15 protein-coding genes and 4 tRNA genes are annotated in these 19,483 nt (G+C 42.8%); 5 read left to right on the forward strand and 14 right to left on the reverse strand.

Features of this window, described 5'->3' with window-relative positions:
• Positions 1 to 72: 72 nt before the first annotated feature.
• The 7 genes from PR709_RS14725 to lptM form a co-directional block, all read right to left on the reverse strand.
• Complete coding sequence (locus tag PR709_RS14725) at positions 73 to 1,371, reverse strand: hypothetical protein (protein ID WP_272570963.1); 1,299 nt, start codon at positions 1,369 to 1,371, stop codon at positions 73 to 75.
• Positions 1,372 to 1,583: 212 nt separating this feature from the next.
• Positions 1,584 to 3,755: a DNA helicase II gene (uvrD, locus tag PR709_RS14730; RefSeq protein ID WP_004915554.1), complete on the reverse strand. Its 2,172-nt coding sequence runs from the start codon at positions 3,753 to 3,755 to the stop codon at positions 1,584 to 1,586.
• A gap of 49 nt (positions 3,756 to 3,804) precedes the next feature.
• Positions 3,805 to 4,521 (reverse strand): 5-amino-6-(5-phospho-D-ribitylamino)uracil phosphatase YigB, encoded by a 717-nt coding sequence (gene yigB / locus PR709_RS14735; RefSeq protein ID WP_004915551.1) that lies wholly within the window; start codon positions 4,519 to 4,521, stop codon positions 3,805 to 3,807.
• Entirely contained in the window at positions 4,521 to 5,450 is a 930-nt protein-coding gene (xerC, locus tag PR709_RS14740; RefSeq protein WP_004915548.1) for a tyrosine recombinase XerC, read from the reverse strand. Before xerC ends, yigB begins: the two co-directional genes overlap by 1 nt.
• On the reverse strand, positions 5,432 to 6,136 hold the full coding sequence (locus tag PR709_RS14745; RefSeq protein ID WP_004915546.1) for a DUF484 domain-containing protein: 705 nt from the start codon (positions 6,134 to 6,136) through the stop codon (positions 5,432 to 5,434). Before PR709_RS14745 ends, xerC begins: the two co-directional genes overlap by 19 nt.
• Before the next feature lie 27 nt (positions 6,137 to 6,163).
• Entirely contained in the window at positions 6,164 to 6,988 is an 825-nt protein-coding gene (gene dapF / locus PR709_RS14750; RefSeq protein WP_014657285.1) for a diaminopimelate epimerase, read from the reverse strand.
• Positions 6,989 to 7,009: 21 nt separating this feature from the next.
• Entirely contained in the window at positions 7,010 to 7,189 is a 180-nt protein-coding gene (lptM, locus tag PR709_RS14755; RefSeq protein WP_004915541.1) for an LPS translocon maturation chaperone LptM, read from the reverse strand.
• 276 nt (positions 7,190 to 7,465) lie between these two features.
• Between lptM and cyaY the strand changes: the two genes are divergently transcribed.
• Positions 7,466 to 7,783: an iron donor protein CyaY gene (gene cyaY / locus PR709_RS14760; protein WP_004915539.1), complete on the forward strand. Its 318-nt coding sequence runs from the start codon at positions 7,466 to 7,468 to the stop codon at positions 7,781 to 7,783.
• A gap of 7 nt (positions 7,784 to 7,790) precedes the next feature.
• Here the strand turns inward: cyaY and PR709_RS14765 are convergent, their stop codons facing one another.
• A complete protein-coding gene (locus PR709_RS14765; protein WP_272570964.1) occupies positions 7,791 to 10,361 on the reverse strand; it encodes a class I adenylate cyclase in 2,571 nt (856 codons plus the stop codon).
• Between the two features lie 598 nt (positions 10,362 to 10,959).
• On the opposite strand from PR709_RS14765, the gene hemC reads away from it, so the two are divergent.
• The 4 genes from hemC to hemY are packed head-to-tail and all read left to right on the forward strand — an operon-like array spanning position 10,960 to position 15,082.
• Complete coding sequence (gene hemC, locus PR709_RS14770) at positions 10,960 to 11,904, forward strand: hydroxymethylbilane synthase (RefSeq protein ID WP_272570965.1); 945 nt, start codon at positions 10,960 to 10,962, stop codon at positions 11,902 to 11,904.
• Positions 11,901 to 12,656, forward strand: a complete 756-nt coding sequence (locus PR709_RS14775; protein ID WP_036942617.1) for a uroporphyrinogen-III synthase — start codon at positions 11,901 to 11,903, stop codon at positions 12,654 to 12,656. The genes hemC and PR709_RS14775 overlap by 4 nt, the downstream gene beginning before the upstream one ends.
• A gap of 3 nt (positions 12,657 to 12,659) precedes the next feature.
• Positions 12,660 to 13,886: a uroporphyrinogen-III C-methyltransferase gene (gene hemX / locus PR709_RS14780; protein WP_004915527.1), complete on the forward strand. Its 1,227-nt coding sequence runs from the start codon at positions 12,660 to 12,662 to the stop codon at positions 13,884 to 13,886.
• Positions 13,887 to 13,888: 2 nt separating this feature from the next.
• Positions 13,889 to 15,082 carry a protoheme IX biogenesis protein HemY gene (gene hemY, locus PR709_RS14785; protein WP_053110824.1) on the forward strand — a complete coding sequence of 398 codons (1,194 nt, stop codon included), beginning with the start codon at positions 13,889 to 13,891 and terminating at the stop codon, positions 15,080 to 15,082.
• Positions 15,083 to 16,470: 1,388 nt separating this feature from the next.
• Here the strand turns inward: hemY and PR709_RS14790 are convergent.
• The 6 genes from PR709_RS14790 to wecG all read right to left on the reverse strand — a co-directional run bounded on the left by PR709_RS14790 (position 16,471) and on the right by wecG (position 19,483).
• A tRNA-Pro gene (locus tag PR709_RS14790) sits at positions 16,471 to 16,547 on the reverse strand.
• Between the two features lie 30 nt (positions 16,548 to 16,577).
• Positions 16,578 to 16,663, reverse strand: a tRNA-Leu gene (locus PR709_RS14795).
• A 15-nt stretch (positions 16,664 to 16,678) separates the two neighbouring features.
• Positions 16,679 to 16,754: transfer RNA gene (locus tag PR709_RS14800), tRNA-His, on the reverse strand.
• A gap of 81 nt (positions 16,755 to 16,835) precedes the next feature.
• Positions 16,836 to 16,912: transfer RNA gene (locus tag PR709_RS14805), tRNA-Arg, on the reverse strand.
• Positions 16,913 to 17,067: 155 nt separating this feature from the next.
• On the reverse strand, positions 17,068 to 18,456 hold the full coding sequence (gene thrP, locus PR709_RS14810; RefSeq protein WP_004915515.1) for a bifunctional threonine/serine APC transporter ThrP: 1,389 nt from the start codon (positions 18,454 to 18,456) through the stop codon (positions 17,068 to 17,070).
• A 289-nt stretch (positions 18,457 to 18,745) separates the two neighbouring features.
• On the reverse strand, positions 18,746 to 19,483 hold the full coding sequence (gene wecG, locus PR709_RS14815; RefSeq protein WP_004915511.1) for a lipopolysaccharide N-acetylmannosaminouronosyltransferase: 738 nt from the start codon (positions 19,481 to 19,483) through the stop codon (positions 18,746 to 18,748).

The following is a 19,483-nucleotide window of genomic DNA, read 5'->3' on the forward strand; positions in this document are numbered from 1 at the left end:
TGAGCACGCCCTAATGAAACCAATGACAATTAACCTATTTTACGCCCTAGTCGAACGCTAAGGCCTCAACCATCAACACGTTCCATGCCCACAAAATGCGGTTTTCCCCATACAAAATTTTAGTGCGGCTGATGCACCCTCTCTATCGTCCTTCGTTGCATACGTAAAACAACTCACAGCTTCTGGGGCTTTTTCAAAACTTGAGATTTGCTCACTCAATAGTTGAGAGGACGATGAAATAAGTTTTGACTCCACCATTTTCTGGTCATCGCGATAGGCGGTAAGCAGTGCAATACGGGAAGATAAATATTGTTCGCTAATATTTGCTAACTGCTCTTGCTGAGCTTTTAATAACGAGTACACCGAATTCACTTCTCGATGAAACTTCTTAATATAAGCCTTAGTTGCATTATCCATAAAATCATGGATGGCAACATTAGTCTCTTTGAGTTCATTTAATTTATTCGAAATATAATTATTATTTTTTAACTCATTTAAACTATCAATATAGTTTTGTAGCTCGGTAGGATCCATTGTTAAATACGCATTGTCATCACGGCTTATATTAAGCGCATTTATAACGTTACTGTAGTGATTATTGAGTATTTCGATATTATTTTTCTGTGTCTGAATCGCAATTTTCGTTGCATTACCTACAGAGAGAAGTAACTCTTTATTTAAACCCGTCTGTTTTGATGTGCCTCTCGCAGACCATGCTGTTAATTTACGCGATAGCGCTTCTATTTTGTTAATTTTTGAATTCACCCCCTTAAAAACATGTTTAATATCTAAAAGCGCCTTATCACACAATTTGGTTTGCCTTCTATAAGCATCAAGGTAATCCAATGTCGTCACCTTTAGTGCAACCTGTACGCTCTCTAAGAACGGGCTATTTACTGGCGTCTTCTCTAATGGTGATGGACTGTTGCTGCTTAACGAGGAAACGCGTTTATCCAATTCAGTGAATCTATCCATTGTTTTCCCGATTGCATGACGTGCCGTAAAGCGCAATTCACTCATTACCGACTCAGGAAACTCGAGATCAAATTTGATCACGCCATGACTAAAGGCCCCAGGGAAAGGCTGTTTACCCCGTTCAAAAGCACGTAGTGATGAGCGGTGATTGGATAACTGTTTTAATATTATTTTATTGGCTTTTTCAATATGATAAATAGCGCTATTAATCCATTGTATTAGTTGTTGGTTTCTTTTATATTGCGCTACATATGGGCTCGTAGTTAGATGATTTATTTCTGTTTCTAATACTCTTAATACAGATTGATTATCACCGATAAATTGATCATAATCCTTTTTTATTGCATTAAACTTATTTTTATAATTAGTTATATCATCTCTATTTACAAAATCCATTTTATTTTCCCTTAGTTTTAAATAAACGTGCTAACTGATAGCAATGCGGAGCGTTAAAAATATATAACTGAGAGGAGAACAAAACAAATTTTAATTTTATATACGTTAATTAAAACCACATAAAGCTATTAATTAATTCGTTTATAATAAAAGTGAAAACTATAAAAATGCCAATTCTAATAGCGAAATTAGAATTGGCATTTATCAATAAACTATAAATTTTCTAACCGTGCATACGATGCAACCAGCCATTTGATCCCTTGCCCTTGAAAAGCAATTTGCAGTCGACAATGCTCACCACTGCCTTCCAAGTTAATAATTGTGCCTTCACCAAATTTCGGATGGCGAACACGTTGCCCCAACGCATACCCTGAATCATTTCGAGTAACGGGTGTGCCAAGGCGTTGGTGATTAACAGGGCGTGATACGGTTGCACGTAAACGCACTTCTTCAACACATTCCGTCGGTAATTCCGCAATAAAACGTGACGGACGGTGATAGACCTCTTTCCCATATAAACGGCGGCTTTCTGCATAAGTTATCGTCAACTTTTGCATAGCTCGAGTGATCCCCACATAAGCCAAACGCCGCTCTTCTTCCAAACGCCCACTTTCATCCATCGACATTTGGCTTGGGAACATTCCTTCTTCCATGCCCACGATAAATACATTCGGGAATTCCAAACCTTTAGCCGAGTGAAGCGTCATCAGTTGGACTGCATCTTGATGAATATCCGCTTGCCCATCTCCCGATTCGAGCGCTGCGTGAGATAAGAAAGCCTGCAATGGCATCAGATCCTGATCTTCATCTTGATAGCTAAAGTCGCGCGTTGCGTTGACTAACTCTTCCAAGTTTTCGATACGCGCTTGTGCTTTTTCCCCTTTTTCTTGCTCATACATTGCACGTAAGCCAGAGTCATTGATCACTCTATCCGTTTGTACATGCAGTGGCATCTCTTGCGTTTCTTTCGCAAGTGCATCCACTAATTCCAAGAAACGTTCAATCGCTGCCGCCGCTCGCCCACCGAGGACTTGCTCACGCAATAAATATTCACAACTTTCCCAGAGTGTCAGTTGTTGATCACGCGCGGTTTGCCGTACCGTATCCAGCGTCCGCTCACCAATGCCCCGCGTCGGTGTATTCACGACTCGTTCAAACGACGCATCATCATTGCGGTTAGCAATAAGCCTTAAATAAGAGAGGGCATCTTTGATTTCTTGGCGTTCGAAGAAACGCTGACCACCATATATACGATATGGCATCGCGCTTTGAATAAGGGCTTCTTCCAGTACACGCGACTGAGCATTACTACGGTATAGCATGGCACAATCTTGCAAAGCTCCCCCATTTTCTTGCCACTGTTTAATACGACTGACAATATAACGTGCTTCATCTAATTCATTGAAAGCACAATAGAGAGAGATTGGCTCGCCATCACCGCCTTCCGTCCATAAATTTTTCCCTAATCGATCACTATTATGTGCGATCAATGCATTAGCGGCTTTCAGAATATTATTCGTCGAACGATAATTTTGCTCAAGACGGATAGTTTCGGCACCGGGAAAATCATTCAAAAAACGCTGAATATTTTCCACTTGTGCACCACGCCAGCCATAAATGGACTGATCATCATCGCCGACGATCATCACTTTACCCGTGTCACCCGCTAACACTCGGATCCACGCATATTGGATACTGTTAGTATCTTGGAATTCGTCGACTAAAATATTGGTGAAGCGTTCGCGATAATGTTGTAGCACATGAGGTTTGTTCAGCCACAGTTCATGGGCGCGTAACAGGAGCTCAGCAAAATCCACTAGCCCCGCACGATCACAAGCTTCTTGATAGGCTTGATATACTTTCAGCCAAGTGCTTTCAACCGGATTACCATAGCACTCAATATGTTGAGGCCGTAGCCCCTCATCTTTTTTGCCGTTGATATACCACATGCCCTGACGGGGTGGCCACTGCTTTTCATCAAGGTTCATCGCTTTTAGCAAACGGCGAATTAACCGATACTGGTCATCACTATCTAAAATTTGAAAATCTTGTGGTAGGCCAGCATCCAGATAATGTTGGCGTAGAAGGCGATGTGCTAAACCATGGAACGTTCCTATCCACATGCCACCTTCACTTGAGCCAATCAATTGATTAATACGGTGGCGCATTTCTGCCGCCGCTTTGTTGGTAAAGGTCACCGCCATAATCGAAAATGGCGATGCATGCTCAACCGCCATTAACCAAGCAATCCGATGTACTAACACACGCGTTTTACCACTACCCGCTCCCGCAAGTACTAATAAGTTAGTGCGTGGTGCAGCAACCGCTTCACGCTGTTTGTCGTTAAGGCCTTCGAGCAGATAAGAAACGTCCATAATTACCATCAAAGCAGAACAGTGGCGATGACCACTGTATTTTTATACAGAAAAATGATTATACCAGTGACAATAGAGAAGCCAACTGAGAAATTTCAACATGCGGCAATAAGCGGACATCTTTTTCTTCCATCAGCGTCTTATTGTCGACATTGATCCAACAAGCTTGCATACCACTGCGGATCGCACCTTCGACATCAGTCAGCAAATTATCGCCAACATGCAAAATGGCATGAGGCTCCAGTGCTAACTTTTGAGCGGCTAACCGATACATATCACAATAGGGTTTCGAGCGCCCATCCGGGCCAGCTTTTAATACAAACTGAAAATATTGCCCTAATCCACACGCATCAGGCTCTGCATTACCGTTAGTAATTGCTACCAATGGCAATTTTTTGGCTAACTGAGTGAGTGTTTGGTGAGTGGATTCAGGAACATCGATTTGATTACGCCAATAAGTAAAATGAGCCATGAGGTCATCCGCCCCTTTTTGCGCGTCTTCACGGCTGTACCCATAGTGGCAAAACATCATTTTCGATGATAACCAACGCCAACGCGTGATGTCATGGCAAATATCAGGCTCTTGCTTCGCCACAATATTGCGAAAAGTGTATAAGTCATCATGGGTAAAATGATTAAACTGCGCATCATATTCACGGACAAAACGTAACACTTCTTCTTCTGTTTTATCAATGACCGGATGGTTGTCATACAATGTATCATCTAAGTCAAACGTAATGGCCTGAATAGGTGATAACGGACGGTAAAAATGCATTAAGGTTTCTCCCTTTTTGCTCTGGGATGAGCCACATCATAAACATTAGCCAGATGCTGGAAATCTAGGTGTGTGTAGATTTGTGTCGTCGATAAATTTGCATGACCGAGCAACTCTTGCACACCGCGTAAATTACCACTTGATTCAAGGATATGTGTTGCAAATGAGTGACGCAATTTATGAGGGTTAATGTGGCTATTAACCCCTTGTTTGATCCCCCATTGCTCAAAGCGCTTTTGAACATTACGGTTAGATATGCGTTTACCACTCTTTGTAGAGATAAAAACGGCACCATCTTCCGGCTCGTACAGCTCTCGCATTTCTAACCAACGCTTTAACCAGCTCACTGCGGTTTTGCCTAATGGGATCTTACGCTCTTTACTCCCTTTCCCCATCACTCTGACCTCACCCATCGCGAGGTCTAAATGACGAACATCTAACCCAACCAATTCAGATAAACGTAACCCCGCACCATACATCACTTCTAACATTGTCCTATCACGGACCACCAGCGGGTCGCCGCTTTCCATGCTCAGCAACTTTGAAACTTCATCCACATCCATATTTTTGGGTAAACGTTTTTTGGCCTTTGGTGCATGGACGGCAGTCACTGGATTTGCAGAAAGCTTATCTTGTTGCACCATCCAATCACAGAAACTCCGCAATGCCGATAAACGTAATGCCATACTGGCAGCTTGTAAGCCTTTACGACGACTTTTTGCTGCCACGTTGCGCGCTTTCGTGGCATCTAATTGGCGCCATTCGCTGACGTTCATTTCATTCAGCATCTCTACGACCACCGTGAGTTGACGGCGATAATTAGTGATAGTGACAGGGCTGAGCCTACGCTCAATTTGTAAATAACGTAAAAATGCTTCGACTTGGATCATCAGCCCTTGTGGCTGGGGGGTTATAGGCGCTCTATCCATCGGCAAAGTAACCTCGGTAGAATTTGAGCCACTTTCTCTAACATAACCGTTCCCATACCCTGTTGATAGTGATCTCGGTCGCGACTCGTAAATATCACCATGCCAGACTCCCCATGATGACCAAATAGTGAGATAGCCACTGACGCCACATTCATGGCATCAGGCAGTAAAAGTTGTATTTCAGGGCCGTTTAAATGGCCTAAATAGTGGGTCTTATCACCGAAACGCTGAATACGAATCGACTCAAATGCACGTCGAGACACGACAAGTGCTTGGGCATCAAGCGGAGCAGATAGCCGCCAGCAATCACTAAATAGACGCACAGATGCCCCGGATAGACCTAATTTTTTCGCCCAGCGATTCAAACTGTTTAACATGTCACTCAGGCTCTGCGCCATTGACATCTCAATCACTAAATACAGCAATTCATCAAATAGTTGACCGTTTTCATGAGCCTGTTCAACCATGAAACAGATATCTTGTTCGAGTTGTTTGATTTTCAAACGTTGACGGTTCATGACGGCTTCAGGGAGCGAAATGGCTCCCTGAATAGCATGTGGGATTGTAAGCTGTTCAATAAGCGAGGCATTACGGATAAAGAAATCTGGCTGTTCCTGTAAGTAACGCACCACTTGGCTATCATCAATTTGATAAGGGCTGTCTAGTGCTACTTCCGGTTTATCCATTATAACCTCTTGATAATTGAATAAAGCTTAGAGCTGGATCACACCATCATAAACATGACTGGCAGGGCCTGTCATATATAACGGAGTGCCTGGACCATTCCAACTTATGTCGAGTGAGCCACCCGGTAAATCAACTTTTACCTGATTAGCCAGTAACCCTTGCTGAATGCCAATCGCGACCGCCGCACATGCACCACTGCCACAGGCTTGTGTTTCGCCGGCACCACGTTCAAACACCCGCAAACGGATATGGTGAGCACTGACGATTTCCATAAAACCAACATTGGTTCGCTCAGGGAAACGTTCATGGCTCTCCAATACAGGGCCTAAAATTTCCACTTCCGCCGTTTTGACGCTTTCAACTTGGATCACACAATGGGGATTGCCCATTGAAACAACACCACATAACACTGTACGTTCTAAAGCGCGAATAATATAGGTCTTTTCCGCTTTGATGGCGCGAAACGGTACTTTCTGAGGCTCAAACTCCGGCTCTCCCATGTTCACGCAAACATCGTCATTTTCATTGATTGTCAATACCATACGTCCAGATTGGGTACTGACCTTAATCTTTTGTTTATTTGTTAGCCCTTTCAAACGCACAAAACGAGCAAAACAGCGGGCGCCATTCCCACATTGTGCGACTTCACTGCCATCTGCATTAAAAATGCGGTAATGGAAGTCTAAATCAGGATCATAAGGCGCCTCAACTAACAGTAATTGGTCAAAACCAACCCCAGTATGTCTATCAGCAAGACGGCTAATCAACTCAGGAGAAAAGTAAACATTCTGAGTGACACCATCAACAACCATGAAGTCATTACCTAAGCCATGCATTTTAGAAAATTGCATATTCCGCTCCATCGCAGCAGCTTATTGTTGGTTTGAGGTCGACACTCGCGAATCTGCCGCTGTGCTATTTTGTGTTTCATCAGATGATTGTGATGATGTCGCCTTATCTTCTGGTGGGAAATAAAGAGGGCCTTTTAAGCCACAACCAGAAAGAGTGAACAAAATAATAAGCGCAGAGAGTCCAACTAAACTTTTTTTCATTATATTTCGCCTGTAAAACTAACTTGTGACGTCTGAATAAGGTAACAGATTAACAGGGCTGCCTTTGCAAATCACTATTGTTCATCAATTGAGTCGTGATTTTGTTCCCCATCCACAATAGCATAATGCTTAAAAGGGGAGCCACCAACAAATGTTTTAACTGCCATCATGGAAAATCAGAGGGTACCGGTACATTTCTACCGTCAATTGACCCCCATTGATGTTCACACCTATAATTTCCACTAGCGAATGATTTAAACAAATAGGGAACTAACCGTGAATGATAGTGAATTTCACCAACTTGCCGACCAAATGATGGCTTCAATCGAAGAGCATTTGGATAATTATGACGGCGATGCGGATATCGATTGTGAAACGAATGGTGGCGTAATGACGCTCAGTTTTGAAGATGGCAGCAAAATCATCATCAACCGACAAGAACCTTTCCACCAAATTTGGCTCGCCACGAAACAGGGGGGCTATCACTACGATTATAAAGATAACGACTGGGTATGCGACCGTTCAGGCCAACGTTTTACAGATATGCTTGCACAGGCGATTGCTACACAAAGTGGTGAACCTTTCGCATTTTAAAGGCTCATTAATAGTAGTGTGCGCGATGATGAGGTGATGACTCAAAATGCTCTGAGTGTGTCATCTCATCTTTTTCGATATCGAAGGGCCAAGTGCCTCCCGAAAAGGGGATAACTTGGCTTTTGCCTTGATGGTTTACGATTTGATAAAACTGTGGCAGGTTAAAATTAATAAAGCTTGCACCGTATGTGAAGCGATCATGAGATGAGGAGTAGAAGCGGCTCACATCACGCACCAACTCTTCTTTAGAGCCTTCACAATGTGAGTAGATCTCAACACGGTTGGCTTCATCCAACACATAAATATTAAACCCTGTGTTATCCGCTGTATTCTCAAAGAAAAACTGTACGATCCCTTCACTTGCATAACCATCGACAACCGCTGGTAAATGGTTGTTCTCTTTCGCATTGAGTTTTACTGGCCAACCATGGAGTTTGTTATGCGAAATAGCGCCATAAAACTCCACCGCATTTTCGAGCTTCTGAACAGAGACGTTTAAGCGTTCAAAGAACAAGCCCCATGTCTGTCCGGCAATGCGCAGGGCTTTGAAACGCCCCGGATCATTACGGTTACTTGATAAACGCAAATCAATACACTCTGACACTAATTGCTGCACACGCGTTCTGACTAGCCCACGCAAATGCTCACTGTAGCAGAACACCTCTACAGCGTCTGGTGGCGCGGCATCTTGGTGCATCTTACCTAAAATGGTTTTAAGTGCTTCTAACATGCACTGCTCGCCACTAAAGTGAAGCGTTCTCACCTCATTCCATGAGTTGCGATACAGCAAATCAATACTGCCGATAAGACAACGCTGCTCTTGACCAAAGCTAAAGACATCTAATTTTCTAAAATCAAAATGCACAACTTGATTCGAATAAACTTGGGTGGGGTCTTGCTCTAAATTGACAATGATAGCCAAATGGCGAATTTCACAGGGGCTATATAATGCTTTGGGCGTCGGTGCTGGTAGGCGTATCGGGAAGTGCCCTGATACGTCATGCATCAACTCCAATAATTTCTTCTCATCACACTGAGATTGCCCATGATGCATATACACCTGAGTATTTTCGGTCAATAACCCATTAAAATAAGCCCATGCGACGAGTTTATTTAAATAACGGTTATATTCGAGCGGCTGATGACCAATAATGGTTTCAATATACGGAGCTTGGTTATATAAGTACCAACCACTACGATTCGCACGACCCGGCGGAACATAAATAAATGTGAGGTGTTGCTCACTAAGATCCGGTGATATTTGTGGGTTCACTAACGTCACTTTACCCGGTAGCGCTTCAAACGCTGCGTATAACTTACGCGTCAATACGCCAATATCTTGTGGGCTAGCACTGACGCTTAAATTATTACGACGCGCAAAACGGATTAAATTACGATAGCTTTGCATCATCGTATCGAGTAATTCATTGTGTGCTTCACGAACTCGTTCAATTTTCCATTGACTACGCGAATCTAACATCGCTAAGCGTTCAGCACCCCATCCCCATGATTCAACTAACTGAGATAGCACATCGCGTCGCCAGCCAGAGCATTCATTTTCTGTATCTTTAGATAATTTTTCACAGACTTTGAGGTAGAAACAGCGGCGGATTAAATCAAGACGGGTGGTATCATTTATTTCAATTAAATAACGGGTGACACGTTCTAACATCAAACAATACGAGTCTAGACCGTAACAAACTATCTCACCCGCATGAAGATGCCGTTTAAATTCTAATGCTAATAACTTACCTTTTGGGTAATCCCACGAATAAGACTCGAGAAGTAAACTTTTTAAGACGGCTTTATAAGGGGAATCGACACTCTTATATAATTGCCATAAGCTAGCCCCGAAATATTCGGCCGCTGACAACTCCCCTAACCCACCGAGATCGAGCCATTCATTTGGCGTCAATACACCTTGTGCATAAAGCGCCATAACATATTCATCGTAATGATGCTCTTCTTCAACTGGCACCATAGTCCATAACAATCTTTTACCTGCCATACGTACTGCGGTGCGGTAAAATTCATCCAGCAATAAAATATGTTGTGTTGAACCACAATCTTCCCCACCGATATGCCCGCTAGCATGATGGCGAAAACGGTTTTCATCGATTAAGAAGACTGTCACATCAATGCCTAAAGAAGCTGCCCACTGCTCGATTAAGGTACATTTTTTTTGTAGCAGGCGTTTCTCTTCGTTATCTAACCATGAGGGATGGCAGACCCAGATATCAATATCGGAGCATTGGCTTTGGCCAACTGAGGAGGTGCTACCCATCGAGTAAATTCCCGTTATCGGTAACTCACCATTCGCTTTTTCTGCGTTGGGAAGATACTTGCCAAATTGGGATAACCAAAGTTTTTGGTCATTGTCGGGGGTGAAGAAGCAAACGCCATAAGGGACATTCCCTTCGATATAACCCGGTATCATAGGGTGATGATAATGAAACAAGACAGGCAGCAGGCTGTAAACCTTACAAAAGGTTTCATCCATTGACGCTGTCGCGCGATCTAACCGAAGTTGGTTTATCGCATCAAGTCTCTGCTTTAAAGTTTCAATATAGAGATACAAGGGATACGCCTGGCTGAATGAACTTAACAACAAATCTGGGTAAAACCCAGCACCCAACAGATAGAAATATATTTAAAATTTTTTTCAAATGAATTGTCGGAAACGTGATCAATTTAACACCTTGCAGCAAAAGGGTAAAGTAGATCACATAATTTTATCTGTGTATTTTTGATACAAATTAATTTTCAACATATTGTATAAAAAGGCTTTTTATTTTTTATAACCCCCGAATATCCCTTGTTTATCAATGGAATAATAACAAATTGTTCGTTCGTTCAAAAAACATACATCCAGCGCCTATTTCAAATCTAATTCGCATTGCGCCTATGCTTGAACGCTTCACCACTAGATTGACGTAAATTGAAACTTTTTTACTCCCTGCACAGCACAAATAGCTAAAAAAATAGGGATGGCACTCTCTGTTTACGATGGCTCCCTCTTATTTATCTCAATCATAAAGAGAAGATTTTTATGAATAATGCGCTCTATAAACGGAGGGGTTAGGAGGCCCTAACTGGAAAACCCATCGCTAAAATGTTAAAACTAGGGATAATTGTATGGTTAATCTATGGCAGTTTATGCCTGAGAAAGCAGCGAAATGACATCAACGAATATTGTCCGTATTGCAACACGTAAAAGCCCTTTAGCTCTGTGGCAAGCTTACTTTGTTAAAGAGAAGCTAGAGCAATTTCATCCAGGCTTACAAGTTGAGCTAGTTCCCATGGTCACTAAAGGCGATATCATTCTAGATACGCCACTCGCCAAAGTCGGCGGTAAAGGCCTCTTTGTTAAAGAGCTGGAGCTTGCCCTGCTGGAAAAACGGGCCGATATTGCCGTTCACTCAATGAAAGATGTTCCCGTTGAATTCCCTGAGGGCCTAGGGCTGGTGACAATTTGTGAACGTGAAGATCCCCGCGATGCTTTCGTGTCTAATCAATATGATAGTCTTGATGCGCTACCTGCGGGCAGTGTCGTTGGTACATCCAGCCTACGCCGCCAATGCCAATTAAGGGAACTACGCCCTGACCTTGTTATCCGTGACCTACGAGGTAATGTTGGTACGCGTCTCTCAAAGCTGGATAACGGGGAATATGATGCCATCATTTTGGCTGTCGCTGGGCTGAAACGGTTAGGTCTAGAAGCGCGAATTCGTACAGCATTAGCACCAGAGCAATCTCTGCCCGCAGTTGGGCAAGGTGCGGTGGGCATCGAATGCCGCCTAGATGATGAACGCACTCGCCAACTACTTGAAAAGCTTAATGATGATAATACTTCTGCCTGTGTGCTTGCTGAACGTGCAATGAACATGCGCCTTGAAGGCGGCTGTCAAGTGCCTATCGGTAGCTATGCAATTTGGCAAGATGGACAAATTTGGCTACGTGCACTAGTTGGCGCGCCTGATGGCAGTCAAGTTATCCGTGGAGAACGTTTAACCACACCAGAGCAAGCCACTCAAGCAGGTATCTCCCTCGCTGAGGAGCTGCTTGATAAAGGTGCTCGTGAAATACTGGCGGAAGTTTACCAAGGAAATCCGCCAGCATGAAGGTATTAGTCACTCGGCCGGAGCCTGCTGGCTCTGAGCTTGTTGCTGCCATCAAAGCAAAAGGGGCAGAAGCATTCGCTTTGCCACTTATTCAGGTGGGGCCGGGGGCTGAATTAGACTTACTCGGATCACGTCTTCAACAGCTCACTCAAAATGATTTAGTTTTTCTTTTATCTAAAAATGCGGTCTGGTATGCAGATTTAACCCTTAAACAAGCGGGACGCAACTGGTCAGATAAGTTATCCTATTATGGGATCGGTCGTTCAACTGGTCAGTATTTTGAGGCGCTAACAAACAAAATGATCCGCTGGCCTGAGCATGGCGAAACCAGCGAAGCATTGCTAAGCCTTCCTGAATTACAGTTTCTTGAAGGGAAACGTGCGCTGCTCTTACGGGGCAATGGTGGTAGGGAACTCCTCGCCTCTACGTTACGGTCTAGGGGAGCGCAGGTGGAATATTGCGAATGTTATACAAGACACCCTGTTTTGTATGATAAAGCAGAGTTTAATCAACAATGGGTTAATAAGGGCATTACAGATATTGTTATCAGTAGTGGTCAAATGTTAGCCTTATTAAATGAATTGATCGCTGAAAATACAAAAGCATGGTGGTTTAATCGCCGTTTATTGGTTGTCAGCGAACGGATTGCAGACCAAGCTCGCCAAATTGGCTGGCAACAGGTCTGTGTGGCAAATAGCGCAGATAATAATGCTTTATTAGAAGCATTACTCTCAACCGACATGGGATGCTAATTTATGACGGAACACAATAAATCTACCGAAACGGTCAACAACGATACTGTCGCGGATACCCCAAACAACCGCCAAACTAAGCCGTCTTCGGAGCAAAAACGTTCTGGTCTCATCGGTAGTGCCATCGCTATCGCTATTATCATCGCTATCGGCGGTGGTATTTATTATTTTACTCAACAAAGTAATACACAACTCGCTAATGAAAATAGTGAGTTAAAAAAACAGTTGAGTGAATTAATTGAACAACAAAAGGCGGATAGGCAACGTTTAGATTCTCTGGTCGCTTCTCAGTCAGCACTAAGCTCACAAGCTCGCGAGTATGAAGATCAACTAAACCGCCGTATGCAAGAGCTACAAGCGCACGTCAATGCATTATCCAGTTCAGACGTAAAAAGCTGGTTACTGGCGCAAGCTGACTTTATGGTCAAAATGGCAGGCAGAAAATTGTGGAATGATCACGACCCAGTTACTGCCGCCGTACTTTTGAAAAGCGCCGATTCCAGCCTTGCAGAGATGAATGATCCTAGCCTTTTGGATATTCGTAAAGCGATTAAAAATGATATTGCTAGCTTAGCGGCTATCAACCAAGTCGATTACGACGGTATTATTCTACGTTTGAACCAGTTAAGTAATGAAGTTGACAACTTGCGCCTAAACGATATCAATAGCGGTGATGCCAAAGTTGATGATGACGAACAGGTCTCCGGTGATATTGCCGACTGGAAACAGAACTTATCACGCAGTTGGAAAAGCTTTACCAGTGATTTTATTACTGTACGTGCTCGTGATGGCTCTGAAGCGCCACTGCTTGCGCCAAATCAGGACATCTATTTACGTGAAAACATTCGTTCTCAATTACTCATTGCTGCACAAGCGGTTCCTCGCTATCAAGAAGAGACCTATAAGCAATCTTTAGAGCAAGTCTCTACTTGGGTACGTGCCTATTTTGATGTGAATGCACCGGCAACCAAAGCTTTCCTTGCTGAAGTTGATGAGTTACTTAATCAATCAATCGACACTGAAATGCCTGATACATTAGAAAGTCAGCCAAAACTTGAAAAAGTTATGCAGGCACGTGTTCGTAACCTACTTGCCCAATCAGAGGAAAGTGCAAAAGCGTCAGCAACCCCCGCAGTAAAGGAGGAAAAACAACCTTCTGAAACTGAGGCTAAACCCGAAAAATCAGAAAGTTCGGTCGTTACAGCACCAACTAATGAGCAGAAGGGGTAATTATGATTAAAGTATTCATCCTCTTTATTGTTCTGATCGCAGGCATTATCTTAGGGCCGCTATTAGCCGGTCACCAAGGCTATGTCTTCATCCGTACAGATAATTATGACATTACGACCAGTGTCACCAGTTTAGTTCTGTCTTTTATATTACTACAATTCGTATTGCTCTTTTTAGGTTGGTGCTATCGTCGTTTTATCAGCACAACCTCTCGGACTAAAGGCTGGGTGAGTGGTCGTAAGTACCATAAAGCGCACTCGCAAACCCAAAAAGCCCTCTTAAAGCTAGCTGAAGGGGATTTCGATCAAGTCGAAAAGTTGATGAGTAAGCATGCTGACTTCTCTCAACAGCCTGTTATCAACTACTTACTGGCTGCTGAAGCCGCGCAACAGCGTGGTGATGAATACCGAACTCACCAATATCTCAATAGAGCCGCAGAAGTGGCTGGCAGTGATCAACTGCCTGTAGATATCAGCCGTGTTCGTATTCAATTAGCGGAAGATGAGGTCTATGCGGCTCGAACTGGCATCGACAAACTTCTTGATCAAGCCCCAAGACACCCTGAGATTTTACGCCTTGCCGAGCAAGCCTATCTACGTTCTGGCGCTTATCAAGCACTGATTGAGCTACTGCCTGTCATGGCAAAAGTCCAGCTGCACAGTGAAGATGAGTTAGAAGCCTTAAAGCTCAAAGCTTATAAGGGGTTAATGAACCAGTGTATGGCAGAAAACGGTAGCGAAGGTCTTAAAGATTGGTGGAAAGCACAGCCGCGTAAAATTCGCCATGAAATCGCATTACAATCTTTCTTAGCTGAACATTTAATTGAATGTAATGACATGGAAAGCGCTGAGAAAATTATTATTGATGGCTTAAAGCAACAATATGATGAGCGCTTATTACTGTTAGCCCCAAGGCTACGTAGTGATAAACCAGAGCAACTGGAAAAAGTGTTAAAACAGTTGGTTAAACAATCTGGAGCTACGCCATTACTCAATAGCACAATGGGGCAAATCGCCTTGCAGCATGCGCAATGGGAACACGCGGAGTCTTATTTCAAAGCAGCATTAGCACAGCGTTTCGATGCACACGACGCCGCTTGGCTAGCCGATGCGCTAGATAAGCTACATAAAGCCGAAGAAGCTGCAAAAATTCGCCAAGAAGCGTTGCTACATTCACTGAAGAAAGATCGAAGTTAATAACCGTAGCAATAAATATTTATAATAAAAAAGCTCCGTTCATATGCGGAGCTTTTTATTTGTTATTATTCCTTCTAAAAAGAATCATAGTTAATTGAATATTTTTTATTAACCATCTTATGATTAATAGTCAACCTACTTATTAAACCCATCTAAAAAAGAACTTAACTGTGCATTATGAAATTAAAAGCGCACAAATAAAGCTGAAAAATAATTGATTTTCGCATAACATCAAACAAAGCAACTGTTGTTCTGTAATATATCATTTACATAGTGTATAAATAATACATTGCCTTTGATTTAACCGGACTCAGGATATCTACATGAATGTAATTAAAACTATTTGGTGCTGGATTATTGCAACCCCAAATCGACTGCAAATATTTTTTGATCTTTTACTTCTCATTTTGTCACCCTTTGTTTTTATCACGATTATCGGTTTCAATACCGTTGATTTAAACAAAGACATCTTCATCATTACATTCATTATTCTTTGCTATACCTACATTACTCGTTGGTTTAGCAAATGGTTCTGTAACAGAAAAAATTAATCTAATGTATGATGTGAACTGATTTCCTCAAGCAACAAAATACGGTTCAAGAGGGGATCAGTTTTGGCTGATGAGTTCGCATGCAAAAAAAAACACCTGCCAACAATGACAGGTGTAAATATACAATCAGGTCTACAGACGGATGGTGCCTCACTCAACGTTTCGTCCATGGGTTGATGAGAAGAGGATGAGCTCTTGTTCATCTATATTGGACAATAGGCACCGATAATCGGCTTTGCATCATTCCTAGGTTTATGAAGCATTGCTATCATAATGAGTGGAATGAGCATCTACATAATAAGTAATGCAGGATGCGTGCCAACTTTTCCAAAACAGAAATATGGCTATTTTTTATCCCGTTTTTTTTAGCAAGCCTGCGAGATGACATCGTTTTTTTCAAATATCCACTATTTTAGCCAGCGATACTCGCTATCCATCATGACGACAGCCCGACTTCGCTGTCTCAATTCAGAGACACCAAATAACTATTAGTTATTTATTCATATAAATCATGATGTTATATGTCTCCATTTGGAGACAGCAAAATATAGCTTTGTATCTATTTTACGACATCAACTATTATCAATGAAAAATAACCAATAAAAGCAATTAATTAGAGATAGTTTATTCCCCAAAAATAGCACGTCCAGTCTGCATTTAAAAACAGTGAAAAACATAGGGAAGTAAACAACATTTCAGGTCGAGGGATAATGACCACACAACAATCAAGTGCGAAAGATTAGATAAGCTAGGAGAGGAAAAGGATTGATTCCGCCGATAATGGGTATGCGCTAAAAAGCAAAAACCCCGCTTATTCAAAGCGGGGTTTTCTAAATTTGGTCGGCGAGAGAGGATTCGAACCTCCGACCCACTGGTCCCAAACCAGTTGCGCTACCAAGCTGCGCTACTCGCCGATACTATTTGAATTTTCTTCACTCTTTTCGTGGTGCGAAAGGGGGGACTTGAACCCCCACGTCCTGAGGACACTAACACCTGAAGCTAGCGCGTCTACCAATTCCGCCACCCTCGCAATGTCACAAAAGAATGGGGTGGCTAATGGGACTCGAACCCACGACAACTGGAATCACAATCCAGGGCTCTACCAACTGAGCTATAGCCACCATAACTTCACTTTATTCAAAGCGTTGCTATTATACTACATACAACATTGTCTTGCCAACCGTAGCCGCACGCTAATTTAATGGCGCGCCCGACAGGATTCGAACCTGAGACCTCTGCCTCCGGAGGGCAGCGCTCTATCCAGCTGAGCTACGGGCGCTTAACGCCGTTGCGGGTGTGGATAGTACGGATTTAATCACTCCCTGTCTAGTCCTTTTTTCAATAAAAATATCGATTGCTTGCCTTTTGCTCGTTTTGTCGATAAAGAGAGCATTTTTCCTCTCTTTATCACGAAAATGTTAAATAAAAATATCATCAAGAGTGGATTGTACTATCACCTTTACCACGATTGATGATCCGGAGCAAAAAGTACAGGATAGACACTACCGCTAAAAAGATAGCGCCAACAATTAACGATAACCGCGTCTCAGGGTTAATCGCCATCCCTACCAACACACAAACTAAAAACAGTAAGGTGGCATAGTTCACCCAAGGAAATAAAATGGATTTAAATGGGTGTTGAGCTAGCTTATCTTTGTTTTGCTGACGAAAGCGGAGCTGACTAGTCAAAATAACCAACCAAGGCACCATACCGGGTAGAACGCTCGCACTATAGACATAAACAAAGACTTTCTCTGAGTCAGGAATAATATAATTTAAACTTGAGCCGACTAATAGGCACAGTATCGTGAAGCCAACACAGCGCGCTGGCACGCCATTACGTGTGAGTTTCAATAATGAAGGTGGTAGTTGCTTGTTTTGAGCTAACGCATACAGCATTCGCCCTCCACTGTACATGCCACTATTACAACCGGACAACGCGGCAGTTAGTACGACAAAGTTAATGACAGCCGCCGCCGAAACAATACCAACTTTCGCAAAGGTCAGTACAAATGGGCTACCTTGTTGACCAACTTCAGTCCAAGGGAACAAAGTCACGACAATAAAAATGGCGCCGACATAAAAAATTAAAATACGCCATAGAATATTATTGATCGCCTTTTTCAACGTAACCTGTGGATTTTTAGCTTCACCGGCGGTGATCCCCACTAGCTCTACCCCTTGGTAAGAAGCGACAACAATACATAATGCAAACAGGAACCCTTTCCAACCCCCCGCAAAAAAACCGCCATGCTCTGTTAAATTACCAAGGCCTATTGGCTCAAAATGGTTACCGATCCCAAGGAATATTAGCCCTAAGCCGATTAAAATCATGACAACAATAGTTGTCACCTTTATCATCGCAAACCAAAATTCTAGCTCACCATACAACCTAACCGCCGCAAGGTTCGCTAAGGCCACCAAGATAACGGCGGTTAAGGCAAATACCCACTGAGGTGCATCGGGGAACCAATAGGAAGCATAAGAGCCGATGGCGGTGATCTCTGAGATACCTACAGCCACCCACATAAACCAGTAGCCCCACGCCGTTAAACATCCCCAAAATGGGCTTAAATATTTATAACCAAAGGCAGCAAAAGAGCCTGTCACAGGCTCTACAAACAACATTTCCCCCATTGAGCGCATAATAAAAAAGACAAAAATGCCTGCAATAATATAGGCTAACAATACTGAAGGACCTGCCCACTTTAAGGTGCTCGCTGATCCCATAAAAAGGCCAACACCGATTGTTCCACCTAGTGCAATCAGCTCAATATGACGTGCCTCTAAGCCTCGCTGTAGCCCTTGCTGTGAATTCTCCATAAATTCCCCTGTCGTAACAAAAAAGATAAATCATGGCTTATGAGTATTTATAGTAATAAGCACAATCAATATTCATAAAAAGACTGTTTTATCAGTCGAAAAAAATGACATATTCCAGTGTTTGAACCGAAAGCTCGTAACTTACATGTATTTTTGATGAATTATAGAAATAATTGAAGAAAGAGACCAGAAGTAACGTTTATGTTATTAAAGGGAGGTGAAAATTGACAAGATGGTGACATGTCACAGCGCAATAAAGGTAACTTACGCCGTGACATGCTATGCAAAACTACAGCTTGCCGCCATAGTAGTAAGCTAAAAATTTCAACAATTTAAACTGTCTTTTAATGCGGGTCGGCTGAGATAATAAGCGATATAACCACTCTAATCCTAAATTTTGCCAGACTTTAGGGGCGCGTTTTACGTGCCCAGTAAAGACATCGTAAGTGCCACCAACGCCCATATAGAGTGCATCTGGGTAAACTTTTCGACAATCGCGCATTAAGATCTCTTGCTTGGGTGACCCCATCGCGACTGTTACAATTTTTGCGCCGCTGGCTCGAATTCGCTCAAACAGAGCATCTCTATCCTCTGCCGTAAAATAGCCATTTTGTGAGCCAACAATATTCACATTCCACTGCGCTCGTAGCTTATTCTCTGTTTGCTCAAGGATCTCCGGCTTACCACCAACTAAAAAAACAGGCGTGCCTTCTTTCCCTGCGCGTTCCATTAACGCTTCCCAAAGATCAGCTCCCGCTACACGAGAGACTTGCGCTTGAGGGTATTTACGGCGAATAGCGCGCACAATACTGATACCATCTGCATAGAGATATTCCGCTTGCCCAAGCAACGTATTTAATGCCGCATCCTTTTCTGCTGTCATCACTTTTTCAGCATTGATAGCCACCAGCGTACCTGATTTTGTTTCACCGTCTGCAAATAGGTGATCCAGAAAATGCGTCATATCTTTGAAGCCCCATATTTGGTGGCCTCTGATACTATATTGTGGAATAGATTGCTGTTCCAT

This window comes from Providencia sp. PROV267 (assembly GCF_028477825.1).
GTDB lineage: Bacteria > Pseudomonadota > Gammaproteobacteria > Enterobacterales > Enterobacteriaceae > Providencia > Providencia stuartii.

Excerpts from the sequence above, each read along its gene's own strand:
- PR709_RS14725 (WP_272570963.1), bottom strand. The coding sequence starts at position 1,371 with ATGGATTTTGTAAATAGAGATGATATAACTAATTATAAAAATAAGTTT.
- uvrD (WP_004915554.1), bottom strand. The coding sequence starts at position 3,755 with ATGGTAATTATGGACGTTTCTTATCTGCTCGAAGGCCTTAACGACAAA.
- yigB (WP_004915551.1), bottom strand. The coding sequence starts at position 4,521 with ATGCATTTTTACCGTCCGTTATCACCTATTCAGGCCATTACGTTTGAC.
- xerC (WP_004915548.1), bottom strand. The coding sequence starts at position 5,450 with ATGGATAGAGCGCCTATAACCCCCCAGCCACAAGGGCTGATGATCCAA.
- PR709_RS14745 (WP_004915546.1), bottom strand. The coding sequence starts at position 6,136 with ATGGATAAACCGGAAGTAGCACTAGACAGCCCTTATCAAATTGATGAT.
- dapF (WP_014657285.1), bottom strand. The coding sequence starts at position 6,988 with ATGCAATTTTCTAAAATGCATGGCTTAGGTAATGACTTCATGGTTGTT.
- lptM (WP_004915541.1), bottom strand. The coding sequence starts at position 7,189 with ATGAAAAAAAGTTTAGTTGGACTCTCTGCGCTTATTATTTTGTTCACT.
- hemC (WP_272570965.1), top strand. The coding sequence starts at position 10,960 with ATGACATCAACGAATATTGTCCGTATTGCAACACGTAAAAGCCCTTTA.
- PR709_RS14775 (WP_036942617.1), top strand. The coding sequence starts at position 11,901 with ATGAAGGTATTAGTCACTCGGCCGGAGCCTGCTGGCTCTGAGCTTGTT.
- hemX (WP_004915527.1), top strand. The coding sequence starts at position 12,660 with ATGACGGAACACAATAAATCTACCGAAACGGTCAACAACGATACTGTC.
- hemY (WP_053110824.1), top strand. The coding sequence starts at position 13,889 with ATGATTAAAGTATTCATCCTCTTTATTGTTCTGATCGCAGGCATTATC.
- thrP (WP_004915515.1), bottom strand. The coding sequence starts at position 18,456 with ATGGAGAATTCACAGCAAGGGCTACAGCGAGGCTTAGAGGCACGTCAT.
- wecG (WP_004915511.1), bottom strand. The coding sequence starts at position 19,483 with ATGGAACAGCAATCTATTCCACAATATAGTATCAGAGGCCACCAAATA.